The following is a 16938-nucleotide window of genomic DNA, read 5'->3' as shown; positions in this document are numbered from 1 at the left end:
GAGGCGTACGTCGTCCTCATGGAGCGGTTGTCCGACGACGGCGGACCGTGGACGCGTGACCGGATCGACGGCGTGCTGCTGCTGATCACGACCGTCACGACATGGCCCGGCTCCGGCAGACCTTCGGGAGCACCACCCACTTCTGAGCCCGCGCGCCGGAAGCCGCTCCTGGCCGACCGGCGCGCGGACCCCGGCTCGTCACCGCCGGATGGACCCCAGCTGCCACGCCAGCATGTGGTCGAGGGTGGCGGTGCCGCCCTCGGCGAAGACCTCGACGCCGGTGCTGGAGGGGTCGGGGAAGATCTGGTCGGTGATCACTGCCTCGCCGTTGCCGCCGAAGACCTCGACGGAGGACCAGTCGACCAGAATCCGCAGCTTGACCTTGCCGTTCTTGGCCTTCAGCGGTGCGGTCTGGACACCGGGGAAGGTGCTGCTGAAGTCCCCGGCTCCGGAGCGGGTGCGGTCGACGTACAACTCCTGCGTCGTGTTGTCGTATCCGATGACGGTCTCCTCGCCGCCCGCGCCGGTGCGCACCTTCAGGCCGAAGCGGTCGGCGTCCTTGAGGGAGAAGGTCGCCTCGATGTCGAGTGCCTTGCCCTTGGCCGTGGGGCCGATCAGGGGCTTGGAGGTGCTCTTGACGGTGATGTCGGACGCCGTCGCCGGGCGCTTCCCTCGGAGGGACTCCAGGCTGCCCACTGGCTTGCTGGCCAACCGGATGCGGCCGTCGACGGTGCGCAGGGCCATCTCCCGCGGAACGCTCTGCGCGCCGCGCCAGGGGGAGGTGGGGACGGACTGGCCGTAGTCCCAGTTGTTCATCCAGCCGATCATGTAGCGCTTGCCGCCCGGCGCGTTCTCCCAGGACACCGCCGCGTAATAGTCCTTGCCGTAGTCGGCCCAGTCGGCGCGCTGTACGACGGACTTGGCGGGCTTGTCAGCGGCGGTGAACTGGTCGGCCATGACGTGGCCCCAGCCGGCGGTGTTCATGTCGACGACCTGGATCTGTGCCTTCTTGCCGACGTACGGGCGCATGTCGAAGGAGGCCCAGTCCAGGGTCTCGCTGTCGGCGCCGGTCGCGCTGCGGACGACCTTGCCGTCGACGATCAGGTTGACGGACGTCTCCTGGGAGACGCGCTGGGCCTGGCTGTCGGACAGCATGATGTGGTCGACGTTGACGTGGCCCCAGCCGCCGGTGTTGTCGTCGACGATCCTGATCCGCGCCTGCTTGCCGGCGAGGTCGCTGACGTCCCAGGAGGCCCAGTTGAGTGCCTCGGCGTCCTTTCCGGTGGCGCTGCGGACGACCCGGCCGTCCACGAGGAGCTCGACGGCGGTCGGGTTGTCGGAGCCGGCCGGGTGATTGCCGCCGCCGATGAGGAAGTTGATGTGCTTCTTGTTGATGGTGAACTCGGCTGACGTGAGGGTGCCCGTGGTGGAGTCGCCGTTCCGGAAGGTGTTGACCAGCCCGTCTCCCAGGAAGCCGGATACCTGTCCCTGGTCGGGGAGGGTGCCGGTAGCCGGTGCGGTGCCGAAAGCGTCCCCGGTCGCCGTCCAGTCGCCGTACGTCCCGCCTTCGAAGTCGGCGAGGACCGTGCCCGCGGGCGGAGTGCTGTCCATGACGGTCCCGGCCTCGTGCGGATGCCGCCCGCCACCGATCTTGAAGTTCAGGTAAGGGCTGTCGACGGTGAAGGAGGGGGAGCTGAGGCTGCCGGTGGCGCCGTCACCGCCGTGGAAGCTGTTGGCGAGGCCCTTGCCGTCGAAGCCGTCGACGGTCCCCTGCCAGTCCACCGCACCGGCTGCCGGTCCCTGGCCGAACGCGGTGCCCGTGCTCGTCCACGTACCGAAGCCGGCGCCCTCGAAGTCCTGCACGACCTTCCCTGTGGGCGGGGTGTACGTGCCCTTGTCGTCCGCGGTGAACTTCTTGCCGTCGAAGTCGCCGATGAAGTACTGGGCGGCCGAACCTCCCGCGATACCACCGGGGTTGATGTTGACGACCAGGACCCACTTGATGTTCTTCCTGTTCCCGTCCACGGCGAGGGGGAACAGGTCGGGGCACTCCCACACGCCGCCCGTTGCACCGGCCGGTCCGAACTCGCTTTGCAACTCCCAGTCCTTGAGGTTCTTCGACGAGTAGAACCGCACCTTGTGCTCGGCGGACAGCGACACCGTCATCAGCCAGCTCTTGGTCGGCGCGTACCACTGGACCTTGGGATCGCGGAAGTTGTTGGAGCCGATGTCGATCACGGGATTGCCCTGGTACTTGGTCCAGGTGCGGCCGCGGTCGGTGCTGTAGGCGAGCGACTGGGCCTGCTTGCCGCCGTTCTTGTAGGCGCTGGTGTAGATCGCCACCATGGGCGGGTTCTTCTTCGTGCCGAAGCCGGTGGTGTTGTTCCAGTCGACGACCGCGCTGCCGGAGAACACCATCTCCTCGTCGTCGTGCGACAGGGCGAGCGGCAACTCCTTCCAGTGCACGAGGTCCTTGCTCACCGCGTGCCCCCAGGACATGTCGCCCCAGGTGTTGCCGTTGGGGTTGTACTGGTAGAAGAGGTGGTACTCGCCCTTGTAGTAGACGAGCCCGTTGGGGTCGTTCATCCAGTTCTTCTGCGGAGTGAAGTGGAACTGGGGTCTGTAGGTCTCGGTGTAGGTCGGGGTGTCGGCGGCGACGGCCTGGGGGGCCGGCGGGGCTGCGGACAGGGCGCAGACGGTCGCGACCGCCGCCATCATCCGTATGCGGGCATGCCGGGATACGCGTGCAGAGCTCATGGTGTCTCCTAGTCCCGCAGCCGTCCACGCAGCGGTGACTGCGGCTTCTGCGCGACGGACCGAAAAGTGCACCCCAGGCCGATGCCGGCTTCCGTGCCGTCGGCCGAGGGTGTCAACGTTGACTTGTGTCATCGATGACAGCGAGTGCCCGATTATGAAGCCCAATCCGGCCTCCGCGTCAATGGTCCGGGCGCGATCGCTCCAGCATGACCGGCAGTTCATCAGCTGTCGTCGGTGGTCGCGAACCGCGCCGACCCGTTGGCAGTGGCGGTCTCGGGTTCGGTAACCGCCCAGGTCAGAGGGGTGGGGTGGGGGCCGCCCGGCAAGCTTCGGCCTCATCGTCGACGCCGAGACGGGCCGGTGAACGAGTTGTTTCCTGCCTGTTGACCGGTCGGGCCTTTCGGTGCTTCACTGCCGGAACCGCTACCGAAACCGGTTCCGGGACCGGTTCCGGTACCGGTACCGGTACCACGGGGCTCTGTACGATCGGCCCTTCGGTGCGGGAGGGAAGTCTTCCGCCTCTGCAGGAAGGGAGGGGAGGTGACATGGGAGTCACTATCGCCGACGTGGCCACGCGGGCCGGGGTCAGCAAGACGACGGTCTCGCGGGTGCTGAACGGCAAGGGCGAGATCAACGAGAACACCGTCTTGAAGGTCCGCAAGGCGATATCGGAACTCGGTTATGTGCCGAGCGCCGGGGCAGTGGGGCTCGCACGCGGCACGACACAGATGATCGGCATGCTGGTCCCTGACTTGGCCTGGGCCTGGGCCGGCATAGTGCAGGCGGTCGTCGAAACGCTGGAGGCCGAGGGCTTCGGGCTGCGGATGCTGACGTGGAACCGCGGTGAGGAGTCACTGCGCAGGCTGGGCCTGCAGGTCGCTGCCAAGTCGTTCGACGGGCTGCTGGTGATAGAGCCCGAGGGGGCCCTGGGATCCATCACGGAACTGCACGAGGCCGGACTGCCGGTGGTGCTGATCGACGACCGCTTCCAGCGGCCGGGATTCCCCTACGTGGCCACCACCAACCGGGAAGGCGGTGAGCAGGCGGCGCGCCACCTGCTGGACCTCGGCCGTCGTCGCCCTCTGGTGGTGACCGGTCCTGATGAGTACGGGTGCACGCAGGAACGGCTGAGCGGCTTCGTCGACGCGTATGCGCAGGCCGGGATCGACCTCGACCCGCGCAGAATCATCTGCGGCGACTTCCTGTTCGACGACGGCCGGAGCGCGGTGGCGCAAGCTCTCGCGGACGGCGTGGAGTTCGACGCGGTCTTCGGGCACAACGACCCCTTGGCAGCCGGCGTGATCGCGGCCCTGCACGAGGCCGGCCTCAAGATTCCGCGGGACGTCGCCGTGGTGGGGTTCGACGACGTCGAGGTGGCGTCGTACACCTATCCGGCGCTGACCACCATCCGCCAGCCGATGCGGGAAATGGGTGAGGCGGCGGCCCGTCTGCTGCTCGACCATGTGCGGAGATCGCCGGAGGCCGCCCCCTCGCGCATCGTTCCCACCAGCCTCGTAGTCCGCGGCTCGACGTTAGAGCCGAGCTCGAACTGACGCGACGTCATCGCGATGAGCGAATGACGGCGCCTCGCGGCCGGGCGGTGCGTTGCCGGTGACGCACCGCCCCCGTCTCCTTGAAACATCGGCGAACCTCTTCGGGCCTCGCCTTCCTCACGACTCAGGGCGGCTGCGCCTGCGTTCACGCGGCACCGCCCACCTGCACTTTCCGCCCGCGCGTTTCCCGATCCGGGACACCGAAGGGGCGTCTGGCACATCCCGCCCGGCCGCTACCCACTCCGCGTCGGACGCTCCCACCGCGACCTGCGGGGGACCGCCGCTGTCACCACAGACGCTGCCCACTCGTGGGCCGGCCCATCCGGGCGCCCGCCCCTTCCTATTCTTCGCCGCCCCCCCCGCGCTTGTCTCGCTCAATGGCAAGGAGCCGCATCATGCGTATCACTACCCGTCACGCTGTCAGAACCGTCCAGACCCTGTGCGTCACCGTCACGGCAGCCCTCGTGGCCACCGGCTGCGGCCGGAGCGAGGATTCCGGCCCCGGCAACGATGCGCCCGCCAAGATCGGCGCGGGCAAGGCCAAGGGGACGGTGGTCATGTGGTCCATGGGTGACCCCGACGAAGACCTGAAGGAGCTGGCCAAGAAGTTCGAGCAGGAGAACCCGGACGCAGACGTCAAGATCACCGCGGTCCCGTGGGACGGTGCCCACGACAAGCTGACCACCGCGATAGCCGGCGGCAACACACCGGACATGTCCATGGTGGGCAGCACCTGGATGGCCGAGATGGCCGCCTTGAACGGCTTCCAGGCCACCCCGGCGTCGATCAAGTCCTCGGACTTCTACCCCGGCCAGTGGGACACCACCAAGTACAAGGGCATCTCCTACGGCGTCCCGTTCATCGCCGACACCCAGGCGGTCTTCTACCGGACCGACATCACCAAGAAGGCCGGCATCAAGGGCGCCCTGGCTAGCGACCGGGCCGGGTACCTGAAGGACCTCAAGGCCATCCAGGCCACCGCCGGCAAGGAGAACCCCAAGCTGCGCCATGCCAGCGGGCTGGTGATGGGCTTCAACTCCTGGATTTTCTGGGTGCCGATGGTCTGGCAGCAGGGCGGTGACATCTACGACGCCAAGACCGGAAAGTTCACCTTCGACTCGCCCGAGGTCGCCAAGTCGCTGGAGGACTACGCGAGCGTCCCCAAGCAGGGCCTGGCGCCGACCGACAGGTCGGACAACGTGCAGGGCTTCCGCGACGGGCTGATCGCCGTTTACCAGGAGGGTGCGTGGGCCGGCGGCAGCCTCCACAAGGACGCCCCGGAGCTGGACGGCAAGTGGAAGACCATGCCGATGCCGTACACCAAGCAGCCCGCCGGGTTCGCCGGCGGCAGCGACCTGGCGGTGTTCAAGGAGGCCAAGAACCCCGACGCGGCATGGAAGTTCGCCCAGTTCCTGACCGAGCCCGCCAACCTCGCGGCCTATTCCAAGGCCACCGGCAGCCTGCCCCCTTCGCCCCAGGCGTGGACGGAGGGGAAGCTGACCGAGGACGAGAACTTGAAGGCGTTCGCCGAGCAGCTCGAGGTCAGCAAGGCGCCGCCCGCCATCACGACCTGGCAGCAGATCGCCGACACCATCGACTCCGAACTGGAGAAGCTGACCCTCGGCAAGGCCACCGTCGCCGAGGTGCAGAAGACGCTGCAGTCCAAGGCCACCAGCATCGGCACCGGTCGCTGAGCGCCGCCGCGTGAGTACCCCTCGTATGGACACCCCTCGCACGGACGGATGACATCCATGTCCACGAAAACGCTCCCAGAGCGGGGCGGCACCCACGAGCATGGCACCGCAGGGTCGGAACGGAGTGCCGATCGCCGGCACTCCGGGCTCCGGAGCACGGCGCGCGGCAGGCAGGCCCGGGCCGCCTGGGTCCTCGCCGCCCCGTTCCTCGCGCTGTTCTTGGCCTTCATGCTGCTGCCGGTGGTGTGGTCGCTGCTGATGGGCCTGACCGACACCAAGAGCGCGGACCTGCGTACGCCGCTGAACGTGTCGTTCGTCGGCTTCGACAACTACGTACGCCTCTTTGAGGACCCGCAGTTTTTCACGGCCCTGCGCAACACGGCCGTGTTCGTCCTGGTGGCCCTGCCCCTGACCCTGGCCGCCGGGCTCGCGGCGGCGGTTGCCCTCGACCGGGGCATCCGCCGCTTCCGGGCCGTCTTCCGGGTCGGCTTCTACCTGCCGGTGATCACCAGCATCGTGGCCGTCGCCGTGGTGTGGAAGACGCTCCTGGAACCTCGCGCGGGACTGGCGAACCTCGTCCTGGGCTGGTTCGGGATCGACGGTCCGGCCTGGCTGGCGGACACCCGCTTCGCCCTGCCCGTCATGATCGTGATGGCGATATGGCGCAACCTCGGCACGGTCATGATCATCATGCTGGCGGGTCTGCAGTCCGTGCCCCAGTCCCTGATGGAAGCGGCCGAACTCGACGGCGCCGGGCCCTGGCAGCGGTTCTGGCGGGTCACCTTCCCGCTCCTGCGGCCGGCCCTGCTGCTGACCGCCGTGACCACCGGCATCGGCTATCTGCAGTTCTTCGACGAGCCGTTCGTGATGACCGGTGGCGGACCGCTGGACTCCACCCTGTCGGCGACGTTGTACGCCTACAAACAGTTCGGCAACGGCAACTACGAGATGGCGTCGGCCGCCGGCTACGTCATCTTCGTCCTCATCGTCGCGCTGACCGTGCTGCAGTTCCGCGTGCTGCGAGACAAGGACTGATGCCTCATGAGCACCCTCTCCACTCTCCGAACGCCACAACCGGGCACGAACCGAGCCCTGAGGCGCCGCCGCATCCGCCGGAACTGGGGCCAGCCCTGGCTGTACCTACCGCTCGCCGGCGCCCTGCTGCTGATGATCGCGCCGTTCCTGTGGATGCTGTCCGGGTCGTTCAAGCCCGAGGCCGACATCCGCAGGGTCCCGCCCGTCCTGATACCCACGGCGCCCACGACCGCCAACTACGGCGAGCTGTTCAGCACGCTCGACTTCACAAGCATGTTCGCCAACTCCGTGATCGTGGCCCTCGCCGTGACCGCGGGCAACCTGATCTTCTGCTCGATGCTCGGATACGCCCTGGCCAAGCTGGAGTTCCGCGGACAGCGCGCCGTCTTCCTGCTGGTCATGGGGACGCTCATGATCCCCGGCCTGGTCACCTTCGTACCGCTGTACGTGCTGGTGGCCAACATGCAGCTGACCGGCTCCCTGCTCGGGCTGATCCTTCCGTTCCTGGCCACGCCCTTCGGCGTGTTCCTGATGCGGCAGTTCATCTCCACCCTGCCCGACGAACTGATCGACGCCGCCCGCGTCGACGGCTGCCGCGAACTGGCTATCTTCGCGAAGATCATCCTGCCGCTGACCAAGCCCGCCCTCGCCACCCTCGGGATCATCACCTTCCTCGGCTCCTGGAACAACTTCCTGTGGCCCTTGGTCGTGGCCCAGAACGAGAGCCAGTACACCCTCCCCGTCGGCCTCGCCCTGGCCAGCAGCGGACAGTCCTTCACCCGCTTCGGCATCCTCCTCGCCGGCGCCATGGTCGTCCTACTGCCGGTGATGATCGTCTTCCTCCTCTTCCAGCGCCAGTTCGTGGCCGGCATCGCCACCACCGGCCTGAAGTGACACCCCGGTTCCCGCCCCGCCGGCCCATGCCGTACCGCTCCCGCCCGGGACGGCGGACGGACGGCACGCGAGCCCCGCCGCGACGGGCGGCAAGGTTCGCGCGACGAAGCACTCACCGTCGCCCATCAACTCTCTGATCTGTGACGACTCATCTCTTGGAGAACACCGTGGGACAGCCGGTCCACTCTGCCGCGTACCTGGATCCGGAAGCGTCCGTGGAAGCGAGAACCGACGACTTGCTGTCCCGGATGACCCTGCCGGAGAAGGTCGGGCAGCTGCTGATGCTCGACGCACAACACGGGGACCTGGCGGACATCGTGTCGGCCAAGCTGGCCGGGGCAGTCCTGCATGTGTCTCCCGACCTCATGCCGCAGGCCATGGAACTGGCCCGGCAGACACGACTCGGCATACCGCTGCTGACAGCCGACGACGGCATCCACGGCCACTCGTTCTGGCCGGGGGCGACCATCTTCCCGACCCAGCTGGCCATGGCCTGCACCTGGGACCCCTCCCTGCTCCACCGCGTCGCCCGAGCGGCCGCGACCGAAATCGCGGCGACCGGAATCCACGGGACGTTCTCCCCGGTGCTGTGCATCACCCGGGACCTGCGCTGGGGCAGGATCAACGAGACGTTCGGCGAGGACCCGTTCCTGATCGGTGAACTCGGAGCGGCGATGGTGCGCGGCTACCAGGGCGACGGTCTCAGCGACCCGACAGCCGTGCTGGCGTACGCAAAGCACTTCGCGGGCTACTCCGAAACCCTGGGCGGGCGCGACGCCAGCGAAGCCGACCTCAGCCCCCGCAAGCTGCGCTCGTGGTTCCTGCCCCCCTTCGAGCAGGCGGTACGGGCCGGCTGCCGCGGCTTCATGCTCGGCTACCAGTCCATCGACGGGGTGCCCATCACCGCGCATCAGTGGCTGATCAACGACGTGCTCAAGGGCGAGTGGGGCTTCACCGGCACGCTGGTGACCGACTGGGACAACGTCGGCCGGATGGTCTATGACCAGCGGACCTGCGCCGACTACGCCGAGGCGGCGGCGGTCGCCGTCAACTCCGGAAACGACCTCATCATGGCCACACCGCAGTTCTTCGAGGGCGCCCAGGAGGCGGTCGCCCGCGGCCTGATCGAAGAGAAGCAGATCGATGACGCGGTACGGCGGGTTCTGCGGCTGAAGTTCGAGCTCGGACTCTTCGAGAACCCCCGCGCCCCCGACCCCGAGCGGCAGGCGCAGGTGATCGGCTGCCGCACACACGCCGACCTCAACCTCGAAACCGCCCGACGCTCCCTGGTCTTGCTGCGCAACGAGGGAACCCTGCCCCTCGAGGGCGGGCTGACCTCGGACGGAACGGGGCGCGCCGTGAGCCGGGACAGGCCGCGGACGATCGCGGTCATGGGCCCCAACGCCGACAGCACGCAAGCCATGCTTGGCGACTGGGCGGGCGCCACCGGCCAGGTCCCGTGGATGCCCGAAGGACATCCACGCGAGTCGGTGGAGACGGTGCTCGACGGCCTTCGCGCCGTCGCACCGGCCGACTGGACCATCACCTACGCCCGCGGAGCCGACATCGAAAGCCCCGCATCCAACTCCGAGTGGTCCCTAGGGCCCGACGGCCAACCGCAGCCATCCGCTTTCACCCCCGCCCCGGTCGACCAGGCACAACTTCGGGAGGCCACCGCCGCCGCGGAGGCCGCCGACTACGCCGTCGTGGTCGTGGGGGACACCATCGCCCTCACCGGCGAGGTGCGCTCCACGGCCACGCTCGACCTCCAGGGAGGCCAGATCGCGCTGCTGGACGCGGTCGCCGCCACCGGCACACCGATGATCGTCGTACTGGCCCAGTCCAAGCCGAGCACCCTCCCGGAGTCGGCACTGAACGCGGCGGCCCTCATCGAGGCGTTCAACCCGGGCATGCGCGGTGGCCGCGCCGTCGCCGAACTGCTTCTCGGACTCGTCGATCCCAGTGGCCGGCTCCCGGTGTCCTTCGCACGCCACGTCGGACAGCAACCGGTCTTCTACAACCAGGTGCGAGGCCAGCACGGGAGCCGCTACGCGGATCTCACCCAGGACCCCCTGTTCGCGTTCGGCGAGGGCCTCACCTACACCACGGTCACCTACTCCGACTTGGTCGTGCACGACCCGGAGCTCTCCGCCGACGGCACCGTCGAAGCCACGGTGCGGCTCACCAACAGCGGCAGCCGCAGGGCCGTGGAAACGGTCCAGGCGTACGTCAGCGACCTGACCACCAGCGTCACCTGGGCCGAGCAGGAGCTGAAGGGTTTCACCCAGGTCGAAATACCCCCCGGCGAAAGCCTGGACGTCCGCATCAGCATCCCTGCCTCCCAGTGCTCTCTCGTCACAGCCGACAACCGCCGCGTGGTCGAACCAGGCGAGTTCGCACTCCGCGTCGGCCCCAGCTCACGGCGGGAGCAGCAGCTGAGCGTGGAATTCCGCATCCGGACCTGAAGGCCGCACACAGGCTTGAAGACCACCGCCCCGTCGGCCCGCCGCCCCGCGAACCAGAGGGCCGGCGGGGCGGTCCCCTGTCATACCGAAAGGTACGCGTGTGTCCACCCCACCCCACGATCCACACTTCCCCGTCGCGCACCTGCGCCCGCCCCGCAACTGGATCAACGACCCCAACGGGCTGGTCTTCCACGACGGCCACTACCACGTGTGCTACCAGTACAACCCGCACGGAGCGAACCACGCCGACATGCACTGGGGCCACTTCCGCAGCCCCGACCTGCTGACCTGGGAGCCGCTGCCGATCGCCCTGTCCCCGAACCCCGGTGGCCTGGACGCCGACGGCTGCTTCTCTGGTAACGCCGTCTCCGACGGCGAACGGCTGGTCGCCTTCTACTCCGCGCACCGCGAGGACCGCTCGTTCCAGCACCAGCCGGTCACCCGCGCCGTCTCCCGAGACAGCGGCCGGACGTTCAGCCCGAGTGGTGCATTGGTCATCCCCGAGCTGCCCGAGGGCTGCACCATGTACCGCGACCCGTACGTCTGGCAGGACGGCGACGGCTGGCGGATGCTGGTCGGCGCCGCCCTCGCGGACGGCCGCGCCGCCGCCCTCCTCTACGACTCACCCAACCTGGAGAACTGGGCCTACCGGGGGCCCTTCGCCACCCGCCATCCGGAGCCCATCGGTGGCACCGGCCTGCTCACCGGGGAGGGCTGGGAATGCCCGCAATACCTCCCGGCAGCCGACGGACGCGGCGCCCTCCTCTTCAGCACCTGGACCGAACCCACCGGTCCGCAGAGCGTCGCGGCCCTGATCGGCGAAGAGCATGACGGCCACTTCGAGGCGGGCCCAGCGGTGCCCGTCGACCACGGCCCCGACTGCTACGCCCCCGCTCTGCTGCGGGCACCGGGCGACCGGTGGCTGCTGTGGGGCTGGTCGTGGGAAGCCCGCGACGAAGTCTGGGCCGTCGCGGACGGATGGGCCGGAATCCTCACCCTGCCCCGCGAGATCCACGTCCACGACGACGGCACACTGCGCCAGCAGCCCGCCACCGAACTGCTCGCCCTGCGCGGCCGACACACCATCACCGCCACAGGTGCGACGCACGGCTCGCAGCCGGTGGACCTCGGCACCGTGGGCCGCGCCTTCGACCTGACGGCCCGTCTGGAGCCGACCGGAAACGCCGGCCTGCGGCTGCTCACCACCCCGGACGGCTCCGAGTACCTCGACATCCGTCTCGACGTGGACGCGGGCGAACTCGTCGTCGACCGTGACCACGCCTCACTGGACAGCCGGGCCCGCGGTGGTTCCCACCGGATGCCCTGCCCGCCGGACCGGCCCGTCGACCTGCGCGTCGTCGTCGACCACTCCATCGCCGAAGTCTTCCTGATCACCACCGGCCAGGTCCTCACCCTGCGCTTCTACCCCACAGGGCAGAGCCCGTGGCGGCTTCAGGCCCGCACCGCCCCGGGTACGCGCCTCGGCCTCGCGGTCGACGCGTGGGAACTGCGCCCGCTCGTGATCAAGGAGCCGAGCACCGGCGCCGCAGAGCCGGCTCCGGCGTCGCCGTAGAACCGACTCCAACCGGTCGATCCCCCACCTCGGCAATGTCTCCCACCCGCTCTCCCAAGTACTGAACAAGCAGGTCTGAAGGAGGATCTTCCATGAGGTCATACGGTCTCGGACGACGCCAGTTCCTGGCCACCGCCGTTGGTGTCGCCGCCGCCTGGACCCAGGTTTCCGGGAACGCCATCGCCGCCCCGCAGCCGAAGCAAGCCTCACGTGACAATTCCGTCCGTGTGTGGCTGACGGACGTATCGGCCGACAAGTGGGTCGCCGGCCAGGACGATGTGCTGTTCAAGGCGAAGAGAACGGCCAACCCGCTGACGATCAAGATCGACGACGGCGTCAAGTACCAGAAGGTCCAGGGCTTCGGCGCGGCCATGACCGACTCCTCCGCCTGGCTCATCGACAAGCTGTCCACCGCCGAGCGGACCAAGCTGATGAAGAAGCTGTTCGATCCCTCGAAGGGAATCGGCCTCAGCCTGCTCCGCTCTCCGATGGCCGCCACGGATTTCAACGCGTCCGGGAACTACTCCTACAACGACATGCCCGCGGGACAAACGGACCCCACGCTGTCCAACTTCTCCGTCCAGCATGACGTGCCGTACATCATTCCGGCCTTGCAGCAGGCCCTCTCACTCAACCCGTCCATCAAGATCATGGCCAACCCGTGGAGCCCACCAGGCTGGATGAAGACCTCCGACTCCATGATCGGAGGCACCCTCAAGAGCGAGTACACCTCCGCGCTGGCCAACTACTTCGTCAAGTTCATCCACGCCTATGGCGAAGCCGGCGTGCCCATCTCCTACATTTCCCCGCAGAACGAACCCATGGGTACTCCCACCTGGCCCGGAATGTTCCTGTCCGCTTACCAGGAAGCCGAGTTGATCCAGGAGATCGGCAAGGCGTTCGAAGCCAACGGAATCTCCACCAAGATCCTGGCTTGGGACCACAACTGGGACGTGCCCTCGTATCCGGAGACGATCTTCAGCGACCCCGCAGCCTCCAAGTACACCGCGGGAACCGGATGGCACATCTACAGCGGCGACCCGAAGTACCAGACAGTGGTCCACAACGACTACCCGAGCAAGGAAACCTTCATCACAGAAGCCACCGGAGGCGTTTGGCAGGACAGCGATCAGACGGCGTTCAGCGAAGCACTGGGAACGTGGATCATCAACGGAACGCGCAACTGGGCAAACGGGGTGATGCTGTGGAACATCGCACTCGACCCCGATCGGGGCCCGCTCAACAGCGACACGGCCGGCATACCCATGCTTCGGGGCTTGCTCACGATCGACCCGGCCGACGGACGGGTGACCTACAACGTGGACTACCACGCCCTCGCTCACGCCAGCAGGTTCGTCAAGCCCGGAGCACGGCGGATCTACTCGAACACCTTCGGCGAAGGAAGCATAGAGAACGTCGCGTTCCAGAACCCGGACGGATCGAAGGTCCTGATCGCCCACAACTCGGGCAGCGCCGCGAAAACCTTCAGCGTCGCGGACGGGACGCACTCGTTCGACTACACCCTGAACGCCGGCGACGCCGTCACCTTCACGTACTCCGGGCCTGCGCAGAGCGGCCGTACCCCCGCAGCGACCAAGGTCTCGGACCCGACACACGACTTCACGTTCACGTCGGCGTCCGGCCCGGTCACCGTCACGTACGATCCTGCACTGCTGCCCCACCAGAACGCCATCCGTACCGGGAACAAGCTGGTCACGTACTCCCTTCCGGTCGGAGCTTCCGTCCAGACGACAGGAAGGGCGCTGAGCCGTAGCAAGTGGACCGCCACGGCTTCCGCGCAGCCGGACTGGGGGGTGGCCGCGAACGCGATCGACGGCGACATCGACACCAGGTGGAGTCTCGGGCACGGGACGACGAGCGGCGACTGGTTCCAGATCGACCTGGGGAACCCCACGAGCTTCAACAAAATCGTCCTCGACACCGGCGTGAACAATTCGTTCGACTACGTCACCAGGTACCAGATATACGTTTCGAACGACGGAGTCGATTGGGGCAGCGCGATTGCGAGCGGCAGCGGGGGCATCGGCAAGATAGCCGTCACGTTGCCGACCCGAACGGCACAGTACATTCGCATCGTCAGTACCGCGGCATCCGGTTTCTGGTGGGCCATCGGCGACATCGAGGTGCACGGGTCTGCGCGTGGAACCGGCTCGATCACAGCTCCTACAGCAGTATCGAACGGCCTCCAGTTGAAGACCTGGACCAGCAAGGAAGGGTCGCAGGTAACCGTAGTATTCAACGGGACCACCGGCAGTAAGAGTTTCAAGATATCCACCGACGGCTCGTACACCTATACGCTGCCAAGCGGTACCTCAGCGATGTTCACCACCAAGAAGCTGTCAAGCTTCCCATCACCGACCTTCAGTGAATTGAAGCCGGAACGAGGAATGCCGCGCTCCAAGTTCACGATTCGCGGTTCTCGTTTCGGCGATGCACAGGGGCTGGGTACGGTGTATTTCGGATCGAGCTACGCCGAAATAGACACCTGGTCGGACACGAGCATCAGCGCCTATGTTCCGAAGGGGCTTCCAGCGGGGAAGGTCACGGTTTCCGTGAAGGGGACCAGCGGAGCAGACGCAGGTGGATCATCGTTCGACGTCATAGATCTTGGTCCTGCGCTGCCGCGGACAGGCTGGACCGCGAAGGCTTCGGACGCAAGCCAGTGGGATGCGCCCGGAAACATGCTCGACGGCAATTCCGACACTCGCTACAGCTCCGGAACAGGGCAGTACGACGGCCTCTGGATCCAAGTGGACATGGGGCAAACGCAGACCTTCGACAAGATCGTGCTGGATGTCGGCGGCAGTGTCAGCGACTATGCGCGAAGCGCAGACGTATACGTATCCACGGACGGAACCGACTGGACCAAGGTCACGTCCGTAGTGGACGGCCAACGAGTCCACCTGATTTCCTTCCCCGCGCAGACTGCTCGCTACATCAAGGTCGTCAACACCGGCAACGTTGCGCGTAGCTGGTGGTCAGTCGCAGAATTCAACGTCTACAACTGACCTCGGGCTTTGAGGGCCGGAGTGGCACGCCTCACCAGGGGTGCCACTCCGGCCGTAGGCTGACGTTCGTGACGTGGGAGGCCAGCACCAGGGCGCTCGTGCGGGAGTCACCGGCCCCTTCGCTGTCAGTCCTCGCGCTCCACCTGTCTCGCCTCAGCCACACGGTGAAGGTGCCGAAGCTTTGGTGTCGGCAAGAGCGCCGCCGAGCACGACCGGCCTCACTTCGGCGTAGCCGGGAATCCGCACACCGAGCCATCCCGAGGCGCGAGTTACACCGCTTATTTGCCATAGGTGCTCGCGTGAAGCGACTCGCCCTGGGCTCCTCGTGTGCCTGATATGTCGTCAGCTAGGTCAGCATCTGATCAGTACCAGTCCCCGCACATTCCGAGACGGTTGTCTGAGAAGGTGCCTTGGCGACGGCACCGCAGCAGCCTGGTTCGCACGGAGGCGTAGGCAGGAAGCCTTCTTGCCAGAGTGAAGCGATGTTCCTCACAATCTTCGAGTCCAATGCGTGCCGGTGTACAGTAAAGACCGCCCTTGACCTGCAGAAAGCTGGCAGGGAGCCGTCTTCCAGGAGTCCAAAGTGCTGCGTACTCTGTTCAAGTCCAAGATCTAGCGTTTGGGTGTTTTCGCAGGTCAGGGCCCTGATTGCCGCCTCCAGGTCAGCAAAAGGTCAGCATCAGGCCGGACGGTGTCCGGCTTGCTGACCTGCACCTGTGGCAGGGGCCTGCTGTGCCGCCCGGCGCCCTGCTCGGAAGGCTTGATGCGTGGCTCGACAGCTCGCTCGTGGGATGGGGTCGTTCTTCAAGGAGTGCGGTTGTTCCAGGCCGACCCGTTGCTCGCACCCGTACACGATTCGGTTCAGGGACGCTCTCGGCAAGGAGCGTGAAGAGGCTGGCTTCGGCACGCAGGACGACGCGATCGAGCGCCTTACGCAGATCTATGCGGAGAAAAAGAAGACGGCGCCGTCCGTTGCCGAGGCCCGCCGGGAACTCGGTCAGCAGACGGTCGCGGAATACGCGAAGCAGTGGCGGCCGCGGCAGCGGAGGATGACGGAATACTCCACGGGCTGGCACGTCGACAGCTCCATCAACGTGCACATCATCCCTCGTCTCGGATCAAGGAAGCTGAACTCTGTCACGCCGATCGTGGTCGAGCGTTTCCTGGACGAGTTGGAGGCCGATGGGGTGGGCCGCGGGAACCAGGTGAACATCTTCCGCACTCTGAAGGCGATATTGCGGGACGCCTATGGCAAGGGGGCCATGGCGGACGATCCTGTGAAGGGAGTCCAGGAGCCGGAGTACGTCCGCCAGAAGGTGGTCATCCCGCCCCTCGACTATGTGAAGAAGGCGCTGACTGCCGCTGACGAGTATCTCGCGCTTGAGATCGTCATGATGGTGGGCTGTGGTTTGCGAAACGGGGAAGCCCGGGCAGTGAACGTCAACAACGTTGTGGCGGATGACGTCTACCGAGTGCATGAGCAGATCCACTCCAACACGCACAGGCCGGCGAAGCTGAAGCACCGCAAGGCGGGGGAGTTCCGGGAGGTCCCTCTGCCGCGCTCAGTGCGGGAAGCTATCGAGCGGTACGAGGATAAGCACAGCACCACGCAGGATGGCTATCTCCTGCGCGGCCCAAGCGGCTACTACACGGAACCGATGGAACGCCGCCGTGTGCAGAAGCTCTTCAGGAACCTCCCCGCGGCGGACGGTGTCGGCATGTATGGCTTCCGGCACTACTTCGCCTCGAACGCGCTCGGGAACGGAATACCGATCACCGACGTGGCGGAATGGATGGGGCACAAGTCCATTGAGGAGACGTATCGGACCTACCGGCACCTGATGCCTGGGAGCATCGCGAAGGCGGCTCGCATTTTGGATGCAGGCTTGTGGGAAGCGGCTTGATTCGGTGCTGAGATCAGCAGGTTCTTCGTCTGCT

General features: G+C 66.7%; 9 protein-coding genes. 8 read left to right on the top strand and 1 reads right to left on the bottom strand.

From position 1 onward, the window contains the following. Positions 1 to 198: 198 nt before the first annotated feature. Positions 199 to 2757 carry a GH32 C-terminal domain-containing protein gene (locus QNO09_RS04095; protein ID WP_283968639.1) on the bottom strand — a complete coding sequence of 853 codons (2559 nt, stop codon included), beginning with the start codon at positions 2755 to 2757 and terminating at the stop codon, positions 199 to 201. 545 nt (positions 2758 to 3302) lie between these two features. Here QNO09_RS04095 and QNO09_RS04090 point away from each other — a divergent pair. The 8 genes from QNO09_RS04090 to QNO09_RS04055 all read left to right on the top strand — a co-directional run bounded on the left by QNO09_RS04090 (position 3303) and on the right by QNO09_RS04055 (position 16904). Then, a complete protein-coding gene (locus QNO09_RS04090) occupies positions 3303 to 4310 on the top strand; it encodes a LacI family DNA-binding transcriptional regulator (protein ID WP_283968638.1) in 1008 nt (335 codons plus the stop codon). Between the two features lie 395 nt (positions 4311 to 4705). Beyond that, positions 4706 to 6004, top strand: a complete 1299-nt coding sequence (locus QNO09_RS04085) for an extracellular solute-binding protein (RefSeq protein WP_283968637.1) — start codon at positions 4706 to 4708, stop codon at positions 6002 to 6004. A 48-nt stretch (positions 6005 to 6052) separates the two neighbouring features. Beyond that, entirely contained in the window at positions 6053 to 7039 is a 987-nt protein-coding gene (locus tag QNO09_RS04080) for a carbohydrate ABC transporter permease (RefSeq protein ID WP_502962238.1), read from the top strand. A gap of 6 nt (positions 7040 to 7045) precedes the next feature. Beyond that, on the top strand, positions 7046 to 7933 hold the full coding sequence (locus tag QNO09_RS04075; RefSeq protein ID WP_283968635.1) for a carbohydrate ABC transporter permease: 888 nt from the start codon (positions 7046 to 7048) through the stop codon (positions 7931 to 7933). A gap of 167 nt (positions 7934 to 8100) precedes the next feature. After that, positions 8101 to 10398, top strand: coding sequence for a glycoside hydrolase family 3 N-terminal domain-containing protein (locus QNO09_RS04070; protein ID WP_502962244.1), 2298 nt, complete (start codon positions 8101 to 8103; stop codon positions 10396 to 10398). Positions 10399 to 10498: 100 nt separating this feature from the next. Next, positions 10499 to 11971, top strand: a complete 1473-nt coding sequence (locus QNO09_RS04065; protein WP_283968634.1) for a glycoside hydrolase family 32 protein — start codon at positions 10499 to 10501, stop codon at positions 11969 to 11971. Between the two features lie 92 nt (positions 11972 to 12063). Continuing rightward, a complete protein-coding gene (locus QNO09_RS04060) occupies positions 12064 to 15000 on the top strand; it encodes a discoidin domain-containing protein (protein ID WP_283968633.1) in 2937 nt (978 codons plus the stop codon). Between the two features lie 791 nt (positions 15001 to 15791). Next, on the top strand, positions 15792 to 16904 hold the full coding sequence (locus tag QNO09_RS04055; RefSeq protein WP_502962243.1) for a tyrosine-type recombinase/integrase: 1113 nt from the start codon (positions 15792 to 15794) through the stop codon (positions 16902 to 16904). The last annotated feature ends 34 nt before the right edge of the window (positions 16905 to 16938 follow it).

Source organism: Streptomyces sp. 378 (assembly GCF_030124145.1).
Taxonomy (GTDB): Bacteria; Actinomycetota; Actinomycetes; order Streptomycetales; family Streptomycetaceae; genus Streptomyces.
Note: the sequence above shows the minus strand (reverse complement) of the source record. Positions and strands in the feature narration are given on the sequence as shown.

Coding starts and splice junctions, on each gene's coding strand:
- QNO09_RS04095 (WP_283968639.1), bottom strand. CDS start 2,757: ATGAGCTCTGCACGCGTATCCCGGCATGCCCGCATACGGATGATGGCG.
- QNO09_RS04090 (WP_283968638.1), top strand. CDS start 3,303: ATGGGAGTCACTATCGCCGACGTGGCCACGCGGGCCGGGGTCAGCAAG.
- QNO09_RS04085 (WP_283968637.1), top strand. CDS start 4,706: ATGCGTATCACTACCCGTCACGCTGTCAGAACCGTCCAGACCCTGTGC.
- QNO09_RS04080 (WP_502962238.1), top strand. CDS start 6,053: ATGACATCCATGTCCACGAAAACGCTCCCAGAGCGGGGCGGCACCCAC.
- QNO09_RS04075 (WP_283968635.1), top strand. CDS start 7,046: ATGAGCACCCTCTCCACTCTCCGAACGCCACAACCGGGCACGAACCGA.
- QNO09_RS04060 (WP_283968633.1), top strand. CDS start 12,064: ATGAGGTCATACGGTCTCGGACGACGCCAGTTCCTGGCCACCGCCGTT.
- QNO09_RS04055 (WP_502962243.1), top strand. CDS start 15,792: ATGGGGTCGTTCTTCAAGGAGTGCGGTTGTTCCAGGCCGACCCGTTGC.